The organism is Streptomyces sp. PT12, assembly GCF_003311645.1.
In the GTDB taxonomy this organism is placed as follows: domain Bacteria; phylum Actinomycetota; class Actinomycetes; order Streptomycetales; family Streptomycetaceae; genus Streptomyces.
In genome coordinates, this window is sequence record NZ_QEST01000105.1 from 1 (window position 1) to 17,249 (window position 17,249).

18 protein-coding genes are annotated in these 17,249 nt (G+C 72.7%); 15 read left to right on the plus strand and 3 right to left on the minus strand.

Translation table 11 applies throughout. The annotated features are described in order from the left end of the window. Positions 1–110 precede the first annotated feature (110 nt). Positions 111–503, plus strand: coding sequence for a hypothetical protein (locus DEH69_RS12515; RefSeq protein ID WP_258534634.1), 393 nt, complete (start codon positions 111–113; stop codon positions 501–503). Here the strand turns inward: DEH69_RS12515 and DEH69_RS12520 are convergent. Then, the gene (locus tag DEH69_RS12520; protein ID WP_258534623.1) at positions 440–781 is read right to left on the minus strand and encodes a helix-turn-helix domain-containing protein; all 342 of its coding nucleotides are present in this window, start codon (positions 779–781) and stop codon (positions 440–442) included. The genes DEH69_RS12515 and DEH69_RS12520 overlap by 64 nt on opposite strands. A gap of 66 nt (positions 782–847) precedes the next feature. On the opposite strand from DEH69_RS12520, the gene map reads away from it, so the two are divergent. Further along, positions 848–1,633 carry a type I methionyl aminopeptidase gene (gene map, locus DEH69_RS12525; protein WP_113687028.1) on the plus strand — a complete coding sequence of 262 codons (786 nt, stop codon included), beginning with the start codon at positions 848–850 and terminating at the stop codon, positions 1,631–1,633. Positions 1,634–1,690: 57 nt separating this feature from the next. Further along, positions 1,691–2,203: a glutathione peroxidase gene (locus DEH69_RS12530; RefSeq protein ID WP_113687029.1), complete on the plus strand. Its 513-nt coding sequence runs from the start codon at positions 1,691–1,693 to the stop codon at positions 2,201–2,203. Positions 2,204–2,474: 271 nt separating this feature from the next. Here the strand turns inward: DEH69_RS12530 and DEH69_RS32665 are convergent, their stop codons facing one another. Beyond that, positions 2,475–3,032 (minus strand): hypothetical protein, encoded by a 558-nt coding sequence (locus tag DEH69_RS32665; RefSeq protein ID WP_258534624.1) that lies wholly within the window; start codon positions 3,030–3,032, stop codon positions 2,475–2,477. A 63-nt stretch (positions 3,033–3,095) separates the two neighbouring features. Further along, positions 3,096–3,497, minus strand: coding sequence for a helix-turn-helix transcriptional regulator (locus tag DEH69_RS12540; RefSeq protein WP_113687030.1), 402 nt, complete (start codon positions 3,495–3,497; stop codon positions 3,096–3,098). 98 nt (positions 3,498–3,595) lie between these two features. On the opposite strand from DEH69_RS12540, the gene DEH69_RS12545 reads away from it, so the two are divergent. The 12 genes from DEH69_RS12545 to DEH69_RS12600 all read left to right on the plus strand — a co-directional run bounded on the left by DEH69_RS12545 (position 3,596) and on the right by DEH69_RS12600 (position 17,129). After that, the gene (locus tag DEH69_RS12545; protein WP_113687031.1) at positions 3,596–5,635 is read left to right on the plus strand and encodes a heavy metal translocating P-type ATPase; all 2,040 of its coding nucleotides are present in this window, start codon (positions 3,596–3,598) and stop codon (positions 5,633–5,635) included. Between the two features lie 168 nt (positions 5,636–5,803). Continuing rightward, positions 5,804–6,409 (plus strand): fructosamine kinase family protein, encoded by a 606-nt coding sequence (locus DEH69_RS12550; RefSeq protein ID WP_113687032.1) that lies wholly within the window; start codon positions 5,804–5,806, stop codon positions 6,407–6,409. 120 nt (positions 6,410–6,529) lie between these two features. Beyond that, complete coding sequence (rpmF, locus tag DEH69_RS12555) at positions 6,530–6,694, plus strand: 50S ribosomal protein L32 (RefSeq protein ID WP_113687033.1); 165 nt, start codon at positions 6,530–6,532, stop codon at positions 6,692–6,694. 51 nt (positions 6,695–6,745) lie between these two features. Beyond that, complete coding sequence (gene rpmB / locus DEH69_RS12560) at positions 6,746–6,982, plus strand: 50S ribosomal protein L28 (RefSeq protein ID WP_113687034.1); 237 nt, start codon at positions 6,746–6,748, stop codon at positions 6,980–6,982. 16 nt (positions 6,983–6,998) lie between these two features. Beyond that, on the plus strand, positions 6,999–7,304 hold the full coding sequence (rpsN, locus tag DEH69_RS12565) for a 30S ribosomal protein S14 (protein ID WP_113687035.1): 306 nt from the start codon (positions 6,999–7,001) through the stop codon (positions 7,302–7,304). Between the two features lie 236 nt (positions 7,305–7,540). Beyond that, complete coding sequence (locus DEH69_RS12570; protein WP_181727403.1) at positions 7,541–9,733, plus strand: choice-of-anchor M domain-containing protein; 2,193 nt, start codon at positions 7,541–7,543, stop codon at positions 9,731–9,733. A gap of 98 nt (positions 9,734–9,831) precedes the next feature. After that, positions 9,832–11,430, plus strand: coding sequence for an anchored repeat ABC transporter, substrate-binding protein (locus DEH69_RS12575; RefSeq protein WP_220131244.1), 1,599 nt, complete (start codon positions 9,832–9,834; stop codon positions 11,428–11,430). A gap of 58 nt (positions 11,431–11,488) precedes the next feature. Then, positions 11,489–12,499 (plus strand): choice-of-anchor M domain-containing protein, encoded by a 1,011-nt coding sequence (locus tag DEH69_RS12580; protein WP_220131245.1) that lies wholly within the window; start codon positions 11,489–11,491, stop codon positions 12,497–12,499. After that, entirely contained in the window at positions 12,496–13,239 is a 744-nt protein-coding gene (locus DEH69_RS12585; RefSeq protein ID WP_113687037.1) for an anchored repeat-type ABC transporter ATP-binding subunit, read from the plus strand. Before DEH69_RS12580 ends, DEH69_RS12585 begins: the two co-directional genes overlap by 4 nt. Further along, positions 13,239–14,114, plus strand: a complete 876-nt coding sequence (locus tag DEH69_RS12590) for an anchored repeat-type ABC transporter permease subunit (RefSeq protein ID WP_113687038.1) — start codon at positions 13,239–13,241, stop codon at positions 14,112–14,114. Before DEH69_RS12585 ends, DEH69_RS12590 begins: the two co-directional genes overlap by 1 nt. Before the next feature lie 304 nt (positions 14,115–14,418). Then, a complete protein-coding gene (locus DEH69_RS12595) occupies positions 14,419–15,531 on the plus strand; it encodes a LacI family DNA-binding transcriptional regulator (protein ID WP_113687039.1) in 1,113 nt (370 codons plus the stop codon). Continuing rightward, entirely contained in the window at positions 15,528–17,129 is a 1,602-nt protein-coding gene (locus DEH69_RS12600; protein WP_181727405.1) for an FAD-dependent oxidoreductase, read from the plus strand. The genes DEH69_RS12595 and DEH69_RS12600 overlap by 4 nt, the downstream gene beginning before the upstream one ends. The last annotated feature ends 120 nt before the right edge of the window (positions 17,130–17,249 follow it).

The following is a 17,249-nucleotide window of genomic DNA, read 5'->3' on the forward strand; positions in this document are numbered from 1 at the left end:
TCGCACCGGCGCGGGCAGCAGGCATGCACACCGCGCTCGTCCGCCGCGGCCCCTGAGCCGTCATCCAGTGGGAGACCGACATCGTCACCCTCAACCCCCTCGCGCGGGCGCTGTTCTCGGCCTTTGCGCACACCAGGAACCTCGCCGAGATGACCTTTCTCGACGAGGCGGGCAAGACGTTCCACGCCGACTGGGACCGCGCGGCGGCGTCCTGCGTGGCCGCGCTGCGGGCGACGCGGCACCTCGGGGACCGGGCCAGGCTGGCCGGGCTGCTGGCCACGCTGGGCGAGGACGCGCGCTTCGCCGCGCTCTGGGCCCGTTACGACGTGGAGCCCAAGACGCGGGAGCGCAAGGTCTTCCTCCATGGCGAGGTGGGCGAGCTGGAGCTGGACTTCCAGACGTTCGCGATCGGCGGCTCACCGGGCCACGAGCTGGTCGCCTACCAGGCCGAGCCGGGCAGCGAGAGCGAACGCCGCCTGCTGGCGCTGCGCCCGCCGCGCTGACCGGGCGCGCCTTCCCTCCCGTCGGCGTCGGCGTCGGGCTGGCTGATCTCGGCCCACAGCGCGTCGAGGGAGAGGCCGAGGACATCGGCGATCGCCGCGATGGTCGGAAAGGCCGGGGTGGCCACGCGGCCCGACTCGATCTTTCTGAGGGTCTCGGGCGAAACGCGTGCGTCGAGCGCGGTCTCCAGGATCGAGCGCTCTCCCCTGGCTCGACGGAGCAGGGCGCCGAGGCGCCGTCCGCGCTCGACCTCCGCGGGAGTGAGCGGAAGTCTGACCATGGACCCAATTCTAGTACCGGTATAGTATGGCCGGTATAGTTATTGGTCGCATGAGAAGGGCGCCACGTGATCGAGATCCTGAACCCCACCCTGCTGGCCCGCGCACGGGACACCGGCGCCCTGGTCGCCGACATCCTCCAGGCGCTCAAGGCCCGCACCACGGTCGGCACCAACCTCCTCGACATCGACCGCTGGGCCGAGACGATGATCGTCGAGGCGAGGGCGCAGTCCTGCTACGTCGACTACGCGCCGTCCTTTGGACGCGGCCCGTTCGGGCACCACATCTGCACGGCCGTCAACGACGCGGTGCTCCATGGGCGGCCCCATGACCGCACGCTCGCCGACGGCGATCTGCTGACGCTCGACCTCGCCGTCTCGCGCGGAGGGGTCGCCGCGGACGCCGCCATCAGCTTCATCGTCGGCGACACGGAGCCCAAGGAGAGCGTCGCGATGATCGACGCGACCGAGCGCGCGCTCGCCTCGGGGATCGCCGCCGCCAGGCCCGGGGCCCGCATCGGCGACATCTCCCACGCCATCGGCACGGTGCTCGGCGAGGCGGGCTACGCGATCAACACCGAGTTCGGGGGCCATGGCATCGGGTCGACGATGCACCAGGACCCGCACGTGCCGAACACCGGGCGGCCAGGCCGTGGATACGCGTTGCGCCCCGGGCTGCTGCTGGCGCTCGAGCCATGGGTCATGGCGGACACCGCCACGCTCGTCACCGATGCCGACGGGTGGACGCTCAGGAGCGCGACGGGCTGCCGGACGGCGCACAGCGAGCACACGATCGCCATCACCGACGACGCAGCCGAGATCCTGACCCTGCCGACGTCGGCGCGGCGCGCCTAGGACGCGCCGCGCGTGACACGCTGTGTCCACGAACCGGCGAAAGGGAGACATCACATCATGGCGACCCTGTACGACACCCCCCTGCGCACGCTCGACGGCGAGGACACCTCGCTCGGCGCCTTCCGCGGCAAGGCGGTCCTGGTGGTCAACGTGGCGTCGCGCTGCGGGCTGACCCCGCAGTACGCGGGACTTGAACGGCTCCAGAGGCAGTACGGCGAGCGCGGCTTCGCCGTCCTCGGCTTCCCGTGCAACCAGTTCGCCGGGCAGGAGCCTGGGTCGTCGGAGGAGATCAGGGAGTTCTGCTCCGCGACGTACGGCGTGACGTTCCCGATGTTCGAGCGGATCGAGGTCAACGGCCCGGGGCGGCACCCGCTCTACGCCGAGCTGACGCGCACGCCTGACGGCTCGGGGGAGGCGGGCGATGTCCAGTGGAACTTCGAGAAGTTCCTGGTGTCCCCCGAGGGCGAGGTCGTGGGCCGATTCAGGCCGCGCACCGAGCCGGAGGACCAGGATCTGGTGGCGGCGATCGAGGCACGGCTTCCCCTGCGGGGGGCCGAGCACGGCGGCTGACGGCTGGACGCCCTCCCGCGCGCCGCCCGCCGGGGGTGGCGCGCGCCCCTCGGGCCTGCCCCGGCAGCCGCCACTCGGGTCAATGACCTGACGGTGGCGTTCCCCACGGCGCGGGGCGAGGTCGCGGTGGCGCGTGACCTGTCGTTCGACCTGGCCGGGGGCGGGACGCGGTGTTCCAGCGGCCGGGGGCTGCCCCGGCTGCTCGGCCTGGTGCGTGAGGCGAGGGGGAGAACGCCGTTGACTCCTCATGCCCGCGCCGCTGGGGCGTGTGTCACCCCGCGGGTTCGATGCGGAGGACGGCCGCGGTGTCGACGATCTCGACGACCTCGAGGCTCATGACGTCATTGACGGTCGCGACCGTTCCCACGCCGCAGTTCAGGCCGACGCCGCCGCCGCCGTCCGACGACGTGCTGCCGCCCCCCGCGCAGCCCGCGACGCTGAAGCCCGAGCCCGTGAGCGGCGCGACCATCTCGACCGTGTCGCCGCTGATCGCCATCACCTCGATGGGTCCGAGGCCGTACGCCTGCGGCACGGTCACGACATCGCCCACGGCGACCTCGATCTCGCACGTCCCGTCGGCGCACGGCCCGGTCGGCGAGGGCGCGGGCGTGGCCTCCTCGGTGGGCGTGGCCGCGGGGTCGGACGCGGGGTCGGACGCGGGCTCATCGGAGCCCGACCCGCTGGCCTTGTCCCCGGCCGCGGACCCGTCGGGAGAATCCGAGGATTCCTGGGAGTCCGGGGACTCCGAGGAGCACGACGTGACAGCGGCGCACACGACAGCGGCGACAACGGCGGCGACGGCGGCGGTGGTTGGCGTCCTACGCATCATGGCCGCCATCGAACCACGCCCCGGCCGGGACCCCTCCCCCGCACCCGCGCGACCGCGCCCGGCTCAACGCGTGGGGCGCGCCTCGGCCCGAACGCTCACCCGCCCCGGGGCGGAGTCGGTCATGCCGAACCTCAGGTGCTCGACATGGTGGACGGCCTGGTCCAGCAGCTCGGCGACGTGGTCGTCGTGGAGAGCGTAGACGACCGAACGGCCCTGGCGCGTCCCCGTGACCAGGCCGAGGTTGCGCAGCAGCCTCAACTGGTGGGAGCACGCGGACTGTTCCATGCCGACCGCGGCGGCGAGCTCGGTCGCGGCGCACGGGCCCTCGCGCAGGCGGGCCAGGATGAGCAGCCGCGAGGGGGTGGAGAGCGCCTGGAGGGTGGTGGCCACCTGGGAGGCGTTCTCCGCGGTGAGCCGGGTGCGCGGCGCCGCGCCGTCGCGGGGGGTCTTTCCTCTGTGGCCCATGGCGCCATCCTACGGACATCGATACATGAATGGATGTTCAATGATTCCTGTATGGTGGTGCGGTCCGATCGTCCCCCTCGGGAAGGGCTCGCCGCGCCATGTCCTCCACCCTGACCGCGAAGGCCCCGCCGCCCGCGGCCCCGCCCGCGGCGCGCCGCCGAAGGACCCGCCTGCTCGCGCTGCCCGAGGCCCGCTGGGCGCTGGCCGCCCTCGCGCTCTTCCTGGTCGCGCTCCCGCTGCACCTGCTCGGCGCCCCGTGGTGGCTGTGGGGCCCGCTGTATGCCGCCGTCTATGTCACCGGCGGCTGGGAGCCGGGGTGGGCTGGCCTGATGGCCCTCAGGGAGAAGACCCTGGACGTGGACCTGCTCATGGTGGTGGCCGCGCTCGGCGCCGCCGCCATCGGCCAAGTGCTCGACGGGGCGCTGCTGATCGTCATCTTCGCGACCTCGGGCGCCCTTGAGGCCGTGGCGACCGCCCGCACCGCCGACTCCGTGCGGGGCCTGCTCGACCTCGCCCCCTCCACCGCGACACGGCTGCTGCCCGACGGCGGTGAGGAGACGGTCGCGGCCGGGGCGCTGGCCGTGGGCGACACGATCCTGGTGCGGCCAGGGGAGCGGATCGGCGCCGACGGGCGCGTGCTCGACGGGGCGAGCGACGTCGACCAGGCCACGATCACGGGCGAACCCCTGCCGGTCACCAAGAAGCTGGGGGACGAGGTGTTCGCTGGCACCGTCAACGGCACGGGCGCCCTGCGCGTGCGCGTCGAACGCGACCCCGCGGACTCGGTGATCGCCCGCATCGTGCGCATGGTCGAGGAGGCGTCGGAGACCAAGGCCCCGACGCAACTGTTCATCGAGAAGGTCGAACAGCGCTACTCGCTCGGCATGGTCGTCGCGACCCTCGCCGTCTTCGCGATCCCGCTGGCGTTCGGGGCGACGTTGCAGTCGGCGCTGCTGCGCGCGATGACGTTCATGATCGTCGCCTCGCCGTGCGCGGTGGTGCTCTCCACGATGCCCCCGCTGCTCTCGGCCATCGCCAACGCGGGCCGCCACGGCGTGCTCGCCAAGTCCGCCGTCGTCATGGAACGCCTCGCGCAGGTCGACGCCGTCGCGCTCGACAAGACCGGAACGCTCACCGAGGGCACCCCGCGCGTCACCGATGTGCGCCCGCTGGCCGAAGGCGGCCTGGACGAACGGGAGTTGCTGGCGCTTGCCGCATCGGCCGAGCACCCGAGCGAGCACCCGCTTGCCCGCGCGGTGGTCGAGGCCGCCCACGAGCGCGGCCTTGTCATCGCCGCCGCGGAGGACTTCGCCTCGGCGCCGGGCCGTGGCGTGCGCGCCATGGTCGATGGTCACCTGACCGACGTCGGCTCCCCGGCCCGTCTGTTGCCCGCGGACGACGGCCACGCGCACGCGGTGGCACGGGAGTTGGAGAACGCCGGGCGCACCGCCGTCGTCGTGCTGCGCGACGGGGCCGCGGTCGGCGTGCTCGGCGTCGCCGACCGGCTGCGCCCCGACGCCGCGGCCACCGTCGCGGCGCTCACCCACCTCACGGGGAGCACCCCGGTGTTGCTCACCGGCGACAACGAGCGCGCCGCGCGCCACCTGGCCGCCGAGGTCGGCATCACCGATGTCCGCGCGGGGCTGCTCCCCCAGGACAAGGTGGCCGCCGTCCGCGCGTGGGAGCGGGAGGGCAGGCACGTCCTGGTGGTCGGCGACGGCGTCAACGACGCCCCCGCCCTCGCCGCCGCGCACTGCGGCGTCGCGATGGGCAAGGCGGGCTCCGACCTCGCCCTGGAGACCGCCGACGCCATCGTGGTCCGCGACGAGCTGGCCACCATCCCCGCCGTCGTCACCCTCTCGCGCACCGCGAGGCGCCTGGTGATCCAGAACCTCGTCATCGCGGGCACGTTCATCGCCGTCCTGGTCACCTGGGACCTCGCGGGCACGCTCCCCCTCCCCCTCGGCGTCGCGGGCCACGAGGGCTCGACGGTGATCGTCGGCCTCAACGGCCTCCGCCTGCTGCGCGAGTCCGCGTGGACGGGCGTCAACTCGCCCCTCGCCCCTCGCCTCCGTGGGCCAGCGCGCTGGGCGAGAGGCGCCCGCCGATCGCGGGCGCCTCGTGGACGAGCGAGGTGATGAGCCCTGCGGGCGGCCACGACGACGGCTGAGCGCGGACACCCTCCCGCTCGCCGCCTGCCGGGGTACCGGTGTCGTGGGGGCGCGGTGGTGGCCGCTCACGGTGGCGCGCCCTCAGGAAAGAGGGCGCCGAACGCACCGTGATCGGCGGCCTGTTGGGATACGCGCGTGCGGAGATCCGAACTCCTCGCACAACGGATCAGGGACGCCGGATTCGACGTGCGGTCGGTGGAGGGGCGCACCGGCGGTGTCGTCGCCGTCGCGAGACTCGTCACCCTGGGCGACGGCACGCGGGTCTTCGCCACGTGCCTGCCGGACACGGCCTCCGGTGCCTTCGCCGTGGAAGCGGCCGGACTGATGAGCCTCCGCGCGACCGGCCATGTCAGAACCCCGGAGATCGTCCATGCCTCGCCCCATGTGCTGATGCTGCGCCCTCAGCGCCCCCGCCGCGACGACCCGGTCTTCTGGGACGATCTCGGCGCCTCGATCGCCGCCTTGCACACCGGAACGGTCGGCCAGCGGTTCGGCTGCGCTCTCGTCGTTCACCGCGCGCGCATTGAGCTTATGGAGCGGGCCGGTCCTGGGCGGGCGCGCGCGTCGTTCAGCGGGCCCATTCGCGCTTATGCCCCGCTTACGCGAGGCCGGGTGCTCTTCTCAAACGCGGCACGTTCTGTTCACCACAGAGTGTGCCCTGTTGCCGGAGAGACCCCGCCCCGGCCTAAGCCGCGGATAAGTACCGGCATGCTCCCTGAGCTCAACGTGCGCCAGGCTTGACAACGCCACGTTCGGCCAGGGCAGGCCCGAAGGGTGCGCGCTACCTCAGCCGAGTGGCCCACACCACAGGACCGCTACTATACGGAAACGGCAATCGTTTCCAATAAGTGGAGGAGTCCCATGGCCGTCCCCAAGCGACGCGTGTCCCGCAGCAACACCCGCCATCGGCGCGCCCAGTGGAAGGCGAGCGGGCCCGACCTGGTGCCGATCACGATCGAGGGCCGCGAGCACCTGGTCCCCCGCAGCCTGGTCCGCGCCTACCAGCGCGGCCTGCTCACCCCCTGACGCCGACCACAGGCACCGACCACGAGCGCCCGCCCCGCAAAGGAGACCCCGATGTCCGCCCACTGCCAACTCACCGGCCGCGCACCGCGGTTCGGCAACCAGATCTCGCACTCCCACCGGCGCACCAGGCGCCGGTTCGACCCCAACATCCAGTCCAAGCGCTACTGGCTGCCCAGCGAGAACCGCTTTGTGCGGCTCCGGCTGAGCGCCAAGGGCATCAAGACCGTCGACGCCATCGGCGTCGAGGCCGCCGTCGCCCGCATCCGCGCCCGCGGCGAGAAGGTCTGAGGAGAGGAGCACCCCGATGGCCAAGGCCAGCAAGATCGCCAAGAACGACAAGCGCAAGGAGATCGTGGCCCGTTACGCCGAGCGCCGGGCCGAGCTGAAGCGGATCATCCGCGCCCCCGGCAGCACGCCCGAGGAACGGGACGCGGCACAGCGGGAGTTGCGCCGTCAGCCGCGCGACGCCAGCGCGACCCGCGTCCGCAACAGGGACAGCGTCGACGGCCGCCCCCGAGGCCACCTGCGGACCTTCGGCCTCTCGCGCATCAACGTCCGCCGCATGGCGCACGCCGGGGAGCTGCCAGGCGTCACCAAGTCCAGCTGGTGAGGACGGCCGCGCACCCGCGTCGACGACAGCGCGGGAGCGCGGTGAGCCACCGTCGAGAGGGTCACACCGTATCCCCTTGATGAAAACGATTGTCGTTACATAGGCTCTCCGCGGAGGAGGCACCTCCCCGCTTTCTCCACTCCGCCGCGCCCCTGGGCCAGCACATGGGCGGCGCGCGGTCCACCCCTCGTCTCGCGGGCGCCGAACGCGCCCGGGAAAAGGAGCAGTTGACCGACATGACCGCATCCATACGCCAGCGATGGCGTCCAGCCGTCACGGGCCTGCTGGCGGTGACGCTGGCGGCAGGCGCCCACGGCACCGCGCACGCGGCCGATCCGCTCGTGCTCGACCATGGCCACATAGACGCGTTCAACGTCACGGCCGAGGACGGCGAGCTGGTCCTCGACCTGGCCGAGGACGTCACCGGGTCGCACGTCAGGCACGCCCCCGAGGACGTGCTGCTGCACGTCAAGGAGGACGCCTGGATCGACGGCATCCCCGAGCAGTACCCGGGATCCCCCGCGGGCTATGTGCTGCCGCTCACGCAGGACCAGAACCTCATCTGGCCCGGCTGGAACACCGGCGGCGTCGCGGGCAGCGGCTACACCGACGTCGAGATCGAGATCACCGAGGTCAACGGCCCTGGCCCGGTGTACCTCTACACGCTCAGCGGCTTCGGCACGGTGACCTCCCTGCTCGAGGACGGGGGCCATCAACTCCCCGGCACCCTGCGGGAGGAGACGCCCGCGCACACCCACGCGCAGTGGACGTTCGCCGAGCCCGGCCAGTACACCCTCACCGCCCGCGCCACCGCGACCAACCCCGACACGGGCCAGTCGCTCACCAGCGACGCCGCGGCATACGCGTTCTCCGTCGGCGACCAGGAGGAGCCGCCGCCCGGTCCGACGAGCCTGGCGATCGAAGGGCTCGCCGACCACTACCACACCGGCGACGCCGTCGAGTTGACGGCGGTGCCCAACGTCGAGACGGACCTGGACCACTACCACTGGTACACCAGGGACTCGGCGCGGGCCGAATGGGAGGCCGCCGAGGGCGGCGAAGGCGACGCCTACACCGGCACGGCCGAGATCGACGGGCAGCAGATCAAGGCCGAGCTGCTGGACGCCGACCACGCGGTCGTCGCCGAGTCCCAGCCCGTGACCGTGCACATCGACGACCACGGGGGCGAGGAGCCAGGCGCGACCACGCTGACCGTCGAGGGCGTGGCGGATCACTACCACCCGGGCGACACCGTTGAGTTGACGGCGCGTCAGGATCCGGAGACGGATCTCGACCACTACCACTGGTTCACCCGCGCCTCGGCCGACGCCGAGTGGGCGCTGGCCGGTGACGCAGGGACCGGGGCGAGCTACGCGTTCGAGGCGGCCGACGAGGCCGACGGGCTCCAGGTGCTGGCGCGGCTCTACGACCACGACCACGCGGTCGTCGCCGAGTCCGAGCCCGTCACCATCAGGGTGACCACGCACGACGAGCCGGGCGCGGACCCCGGCGCCCCCTCGGAGGAGCCGTCCGAAGCGCCCGCGGGTGACACCTCGGGCGGGGCGGGCGGCGGCTCGGCGGGCGGCGGGGACGAAGCACCCCTGTGCCTCCCGACCGAGGAGGAGCGCGAGGTCCCCGCGGCCCCGCGCGACGCGCTGGTGCTCGACCACGGCCACATCGACACGTTCAACGTCACGGCCGAGGGCGGCGACCTGCTCCTCGACCTCAGGGAGGACGTCACCGGCAGCCATGTTCGGCACGCCCCCGAGGATGTGATCCTGCATGTCAAGCCCGAGGCGTTCGCCGACGACATCCCCGCCGACTACCCGGGCAGCCCCTCGGGCTACCTGCTGCCGCTCACCCAGGACCCCGACCTGATCTGGCCAGGCTGGGACACAGGCGGCGTGGCGGGCAGCGGCTACACCGATGTCTCCATCGACATCTCCGCGGTGGAAGGGCCCGGGGCGGTCCACCTCTACTCCACCAACACCTTCGGCGGCGTCGTCTCGCTCCTCGATGACGGCGGTCACGACCTGCCAGGCACCGTGCGGGAGGAGAGCCCCGCGCACACCCACGCGCAATGGACGTTCACCGAGCCCGGCCAGTACACGCTGACCGTCCGGGCCACCGCGACCGACCCCGGCTCGGGCGCGTCGATCACCAGCGACGCGGAGACCTACACCTTCGCCGTCGGGGACGCGCCGAGCGGTCTCGGGGCGCAGGGCGGCACCACGACCGAGACGGTGACGGTCGGCAGGACGGCGGACGGCGACGACTGCGCGCTGCCGGGCGACCAGCTCGCCGGTGGCAACCTCGCGTCAACCGGGACCGCGCCGCCCCCGCTGCTGCTGGGGATCGGCGCGGCCCTGGTCGCCACCGGGGGCGCCGCGGTCGCCCTGCGCCGAAGGCGCCTGACGGCGCGCGCGTGAGCGCCTGAGACCCCGTGGGAGGGGGTCGACCGCCCCCTCCCACGGCCCCACGCGGACCCCGACGACAACCACCCCAACCCACCTTGTCTGGAAGGCAGATGACCGGGGACAGACCATACGGACGGCACAGGGCCGCGGGGCGCCTGTGCCTGGCGGCCGCGCTCGCCATGACCGCGAGCGCCTGCGGTGGGGTGGCCACCCCACCGGACGACGGGAGAACGAGCGTCGTCACCACGACCGGGATCCTCGCCGACCTGGCCCGCCACGTCGGGGGCGACCTGGTGGACGTCGAGTCCCTGGTGCCCGAGGGCGGCGACCCGCACAGCTACGAGCCGTCGCTGCGCGACATCCGCGACATCGTGTACGCCGACGCGGCGTTCAGCAACTATCTGCTCCTGGAGAAGCAGAGCGTCATCCGCGCCCTCGACGCCAACCTCCCCGACGGCGTGCCCAACGTCCCGCTGGCCGAGCGCGCGATCACCTACGCCGCCGAGATCATCCCGCTGGTGGAGAACGTCAACCTCGACACCGTGTGGCTCGGCCTGCGCGTGCGCGGCACCGGCGAGGCGGCTGGCGCGACGCGTTCGTCCGAAGTGCGGCTCAAGGCCACCGGGTTGACGGGTCCTGGGGACCTGATCGGCTATCTCACCGAGACATTCGGGGACCCCACCGTCTTCTTCGACTCCTCCGACGGCTTCGACGCGGGCGAAGGCTACCGGGACGACACCGCGTCGCTGCCCCCGGACGCGCACACGCACATGAGCTGGGCGTTCACCGAACCCGGCGTCTACCGCCTGGAGTTGGCCGCCGAGCTAGCCGCCACCCAGGAGAGCCGCCCGGTCGGCCTCGGCAGCTCCGCGATCACCTTCGCCGTCGGGGTCGACCCCCACTCGGTGCCCGGCATGGCGGGCGCCACCGTGCTGGGCGCCGGGCACGCCGATGTCACCGTGGATGTGGACCGCGCCGCCGACGGCACGGGCGGAAGCGTCCACCTGCTCGCCGACCCCCATGGCGACGGCGGGCGCCCCGAGAGCCACCCGGCGTCGGACACTGTGATCGAGGTGCCCAACAAGGCGCTCACCGAGGTGCCGGGGGACCCGAGGTTCCGCTTCCTCGGCCGCGCGGGCGAGGACATCCACCAGCTGCCCCAGGCGGTACTCGGCCGCCATGTGCACGGGGAGATCGACCCCCACCTGTGGCAGAACGTCCGCAACGCCATGGCCTACGTCAAGATCATCCGCGACACGCTCACCGAGATCGACCCCGAGCACGCCGCCGACTACCGCGCCAACGCCGCCGCGTATCTGCGCGAGTTGGACGAGCTCGACGCGTATGTCGCCGCCACGATCGCCGAGATACCGCCCTCGCGCCGCCATCTGGTCACCACGCACGACGCGTTCGGCTATCTCGGCGCGGCCTACGACGTCTCGATCGCGGGCTTTGTCACCCCCAACCCCGCGACCGAGCCCAGCCTCGCCGAGCGCCGCAGGCTCTCCGAGACCATCGCCAACCTGTCGGTCCCCGCCGTCTTCCTCGAACCCAACCTCCGCGGCCGGTCGAGCACCCTCGTCCAGGTCGCCGAGGAGCAGGGCATCGAGGTCTGCGCGATCTACGGCGACGCGTTCGACGAAGAGGTCACGAGCTATGCCGCGATGATGCGCGCCAACGCCGAGTCGCTGCGCGACTGCCTGGCCTGAACTCCCCCGCTCGCCCGCCCCTTCACCCACCCCTTCGACCAAGGATGGCCGCGACACCATGCACGCTCACCTCCCCAAGGCCGCCCAGGCCGCCCGCCCCGCCGCGGCCCTGCTCGCCGTGGCCCTCCTGGGCACGACCGCTCCCGGCGCCCACGCCCAGGAGGGCGACGACGACCTGGGCCAGACCATCGCGCCCGACGAGGCCGACGCCACGGGCGAGGCGGTGCTCAACGTCGGCCATGTGGACATCGGGCCACGCTTCGCCGACGGCGAGTGGCGCGTGCACGGCCGCGACGACTCCCAGTCGCCCCCGGTGTGGCGCCCGTTGACCGACGTGGTCACCCAGGTCGTCGACGCCGCGGTCCAACAGGCGCCCGACGACCCGGACTTCGCCTTCCTCGACGCCGAGCCCGGCAGCGACCTCCATGTGATCCCGCAGACCCAGGCGCCCGAGGTCATCTGGCTCGGCTGGAACACCCAGGACCCCGAGGTCATGGAGCGTGTCAACCGCGGTGTGACCCTCACCATGCATGGCGTCGACGGCCCCGGGCACTTCGCCGTCTTCCTCCAGAACGGCGACCTCGGCGCCCCCGATGTGCTCTGGGACGGCGACGATCCCGGCCCCCAAGAGCTGTGGGTCGACCTCAACACGCACACCCACGCCAACTGGGTGTTCACCGAACCCGGCGTCTACGTCGTGGACTTCGAGATATCCGCCGACCTGATCACCGGCGAGCGCGTCAGGGACCGCGCCCCGCTGCGCTTCGCCGTGGGCGAGGAGACCGACGTCAGGGAGGCGTTCGCCGCGGCGGACCCCGCCGACGAGCCCGCGGGGGAACGGGAGTCGGCACCCCCCGACGCCGACGGCGCCGACGACACCGCCGCGCCCGACGACGGGAGCGCCGACGACGCGGAAGGCTCGGCGCTGCCCGCCACGCTCGCCGCCGTGGGCGGCGTGCTGCTCGCCCTGCTCGTGGCCGCCGCGGCGCTCACCCTGCGCGGCCGAAGGGCGCGCCGCCTCGCCGAACGCCAGGACGCGGAAGCGGGCGAGGGCGGGGCCGCGTCATGACCGCGCTGTCCGTGAAGGGCCTGACCGTCGCGCTCGGCGGCCGCCCGGTGCTGCGCGACGTCGATCTCACGGTCGAGGCGGGCGACTTCATGGGGCTCATCGGCCCCAATGGCGCGGGCAAGACCACCCTGCTGAGATCCGTGCTCGGCCTGGTCAAGCGCTCCCGCGGCACGGTCGAGGTCGAGGGCGCCCCGGTCGCGCGGGCACGCCAGCGCATCGGCTATGTGCCCCAACGCCACGAGTTCGCCTGGGACTTCCCCATCTCGGTGGAGGACGCCGTGCTGGCGGGGCGGGTGCGGCGTGTCGGCTGGATACACCGCCCCGGCATCGACGACCACCGCGCCGTCAACGAGGCCATGGCCCGCGTCGGCATGACCGCGCTGCGCCGCCGCCCCGTGGGCCAGCTCTCCGGAGGGCAGCGCCAACGCGTCCTGGTGGCACGGGCGTTGGCGCTGCGCCCGAGTGTGCTGCTGCTTGACGAGCCGTTCACCGGGCTCGACGTGCCCACCCAGGAGCTGCTGACCGACCTCTTCACCGAGCTGAGCGGGGAGGGCCGCGCGGTGCTGATGACCACCCACGACCTGGTCGCCGCCGTGCACACCTGCTCGACGATCTGCCTGGTCAACGGCACGGTCATCGCCACGGGCACCCCCGGGGCGCTGCGCGACGCCGCGCTGTGGCGGGCCGCCTTCGGCATCAGCGAAGGCAGCCCTCTGCTGGCCGCGCTGGGGGTGAAGTGATGCTCACGCCACAGGAGTTCGTCGCCGACTTGGCCAACCCCGCGCTCTCCTTCCTGCCCAAGGCGCTGTTCGTCGCGCTGATGTCGTCGGCCGTCTGCGGCGTCATCGGCTGCTACGTGGTGCTGCGCGGCATGGCGTTCATCGGCGACGCCGTCGCCCACGCCGTCTTCCCCGGGCTGGCCATCGCGTTCGTCGTCCAGGGCAACCTCGTGCTCGGCGGCGCGATCGCCGGGGTGCTCACCGCCGTCGCCGTCGCCGTCTTCTCCCAGAACCGCAGGCTGCGCGAGGACAGCGTCATCGGCGTGTTCTTCGTCGGCGCCTTCGCCCTCGGCATCGTCGTCATCAGCCGCTCCCCCGGCTACTCGGGCTCCCTCCAGCAGTTCCTCTTCGGCTCCATCACCGGCATCCCCGACGAGGACATCCAGGTGGTCGGCGTCTCGACGGCGGCGCTGCTCGTCCTGGCGTTCCTGCTGCACAAGGAGTTCGTCGCCGTCACCCTTGACCGCGAGTCGGCGCGGGCGCTCGGCCTGCCCGTCTTCGCCCTCGACCTGGCGCTCTATGTCATGGTGTCCATCGCCGTGGTGATCTCCGTGCAGACCATCGGCAACATCCTCGTCCTGGCGCTGCTCGTCACCCCCGCCGCCACGGCCAGGCTGCTCACGGACCGCCTCGCCGCCATGATGCTGATCGCCCCGCTGCTCGGCGGGCTCTCCGCCGTCACCGGGCTCTATCTGTCGTGGAGCCTCGACCTGCCGACCGGCGGCACGATCGTCCTGGTCGCCACAGGGCTCTTCCTGCTGGCCTGGACCCTCGCCCCGCGCCATGGCCTGCTCAGCCGCCTATGGCGGCGCCGCCGTTCGCCCTTGGCCGCATGACGCGGCGGCGCCGTGACCGGAGACACAGCGGGATCACCCCCGCGACACTAACGAAAACGATTATCATCTAGGTGTCGCCCTGGGGTCGCATCGGCTCCACGACACCCCCCATGGCGGCCAGGGCCGTGGCGCGGCCGCTGGCACCGCGCCACGGCCCGCCCTGAGGTGTCACCCCCCTCCCGAGCGGCCCCCGCCGCGGCCACGGCCGCGCCCGCGCGACGCCCAACTGACGATTCTTGTCCGATCCGTTGACGCCCTCACGGGTCGCTCCTACAGTGCTGCAACGAATCAGCAACTCTCACTCATGTCCATCTCGTGCATTGCTGATACGAAACAGCAAGGGGTTATCTTGGCAGCCAAACGCCGCCTCGGGGCACCGACCCAGGCAGACGTCGCCCGGCGTGCGGGAGTGTCACAGGCAACGGTGTCCGCGGTCGTCAACGGGCGGGCCGCGAGCCACCGGATTCCGCCGGAGACCGAGCGCATGGTGCGCGACGCGGTCCGCGATCTGGGGTACGCCGCCAACCCCGCGGCGCGCAGCCTGAAGGGCAAGCGCAACCGGATCCTCGGGGTCCACACCTTCGAGGCCGTCTTCCCCATAGCGAGCCGCGACTTCTACCACGAGTTCCTGATCGGGGTCGAGGAGCAGGCCGTCGCGGAGGGGTACGACCTGCTGCTCTTCACCTCGACGGAACGCCCCGACGGGCAGCGGCAGTTGTACAGCGACGGCTCCAACCGCCTCAACGTCGCCGACGGCAGCGTGCTGCTCGGCGTGGCCCACGACCACTCGGACCTGGCCCGGCTGAGCCGGGAGGGCTACCCGTTCGTCCACATAGGCCGCCGCGAGGTGCCGGGGGCCGAGATCGCGTGGGTGAGCGCCGACTACGCCGCCGCCACGCGCGACGCGGTGGCGCGCCTCGTGGAGCTCGGTCACCGGCGCGTCGGCTACCTCGGCATCACCCACCGCGTGGAGGCGGTCGCCGACCGGGAGTCGGGCTATCGCGCCGCCTGCGCCGAGCTGGGCATCCCCGCGCTTCCGGTGATGATGAACGCCCACGAGCTCACCGTCGAGTGGTTCGACCACGCCCTCGCGCACGGGATGACCGCGTTCCTCGCCGAGGACGAGTCGTTCGCCGGGCGCCTTGAGGGGTTCGCCACCGAGCGCGGCCTCGCCATCCCCGAGCATGTCTCGGTCGTGGTGCTGCGCGACGCGGCGGGCGGCCCCAGGCCAGGGGTGCCGTGGAGCTGCGTGGGCATCCCCAGGCGCGAGATCGGGCGCGAGGCGGTGCGGCTCCTGGTGCAGACCCTCTCGGGGCCCGCCGCCCACCGCGACGACCAGGTGCTGCTGCCCTGTTCACCCCCGGAGGCCACCACCGTGGCCGCCGTTCCCGCCGACGCCGACGGAGGCGCCCGATGAGCGAGATCACCGCGGACATCGCCGTCATCGGCGGAGGGCTCGGGGGCGTCGCCGCCGCGCTCGCCGCCGCCCGCAGGGGACTTCGGGTGGTGCTCACCGAGGAGAACGACTGGGTGGGCGGCCAGCTCACCAGTCAGGGCACGCCCCCCGACGAGCACCCGTGGATCGAGCAGTTCGGCTGCACCGCGAGCTATCGCGCGCTGCGCGAGGGGATCCGCGCGTACTACCGCCGCTGGTACCCGCTGACCCGCGCCGCGGCGGCCGACCGCAGGCTCAACCCGGGCAAGGGTCGCGTGAGCGCGCTGTGCGCCGAGCCAAGCGCCTCGCACGCCGTGCTGATGGCGATGCTCGCGCCGCACCGCGCCCTCGGGCGCCTTGACCTGCGGCTGCCCTACCACCCCGTGGCGGCCACGACCGAGGGCGACCGCGTCACCGGCGTGACCCTGGCCCACCGGGACAGCGGCGAACGCCTCACGGTGACCGCGCCCTATGTCCTGGACGCCACGGAGACCGGCGCGCTGCTGCCGTTGACCGGGACCGAGTATGTCACGGGCTTCGAGTCCCACGAGGACACCGGCGAGCCCAGCGCCCCCGATGAACGGCAGCCGCTCAACATGCAGGCGGTGTCGTGGTGTTTCGCCGTCGAGCACCTGGCGGGCGAGGACCACACGGTGGACAAGCCGGAGGACTACGCGTTCTGGCGTGACTACCGGCCCGACTACTGGCCCGACCGGATGTTCGGCCTGCTCGCGCCCAAGCCGCAGACCCTGGCCACCACCGCCAGGGTGCTGCTGCCCAACCCGGGCCCCGACGAGCCCGCCACGCGCGGCCTGGCGGGGGACCTCGACCTGTGGGCGTTCCGCAGGATCCTGGCCCGCGACACCTTCGCGCCCGGCGCGCTCGCCAGCGATGTGATCATCGTCAACTGGCCGATGATCGACTATGTCGAGGGCCCGCTCTTCGAGGTGGACGAGGAGGAGGCGGCCCGCCACAGGGACGGCGCGCGGCGGATGAGCCGGTCCTTCCTGTACTGGATGCAGACCGAGATGCCACGGCCCGACGGCGGAACGGGCTGGCCAGGGCTGCGGCCGAGGCCCGATGTGGTGGGCACCGCGGACGGGCTGTGCCAGGCGCCCTACATCAGGGAGTCGCGGCGCATCCTGGCCGAGCACACCATCACCGAGCAGGAGGTCTCGCTCGCGGTGCGGGGCGAGCGCGGCGCCGTGCGCCACCCCGACTCGATCGGCATCGGCTCCTACCGCATCGACCTGCACCCCTCGACCGGGGGCGACAACTACATCGATGTCGCCGCCGCCCCGTTCCAGATCCCGCTGGGCGCGCTGCTGCCCCGGCGCACGCGGAACCTGCTGCCCGCGGCCAAGAACATCGGAACGACCCACATCACCAACGGGTGCTACCGGCTGCACCCCGTCGAGTGGAACGTCGGCGAGGCGGCCGCCCTGCTGGCCGCCCACTGCCTGGCCCATGGCGTCACCCCGCACCAGGTGCGCGCCGACGACCGGCGCCTCGACGACTTCAGGCGGGAGCTGGCAGCCGAGGGCGTCGAGCTGTCCTGGCCCGAGGTGCACGGCTGGTGAGCGGGCAGGCGGCGTTACCCGGTGCCCGACGACCCGGTGCCCGACGAAGAGACGGAAGCCGCGGCGACCGCGGGACCCGAAGAACTCGAAGACCTCGAAGACGGTTGTGACGACAAGGGA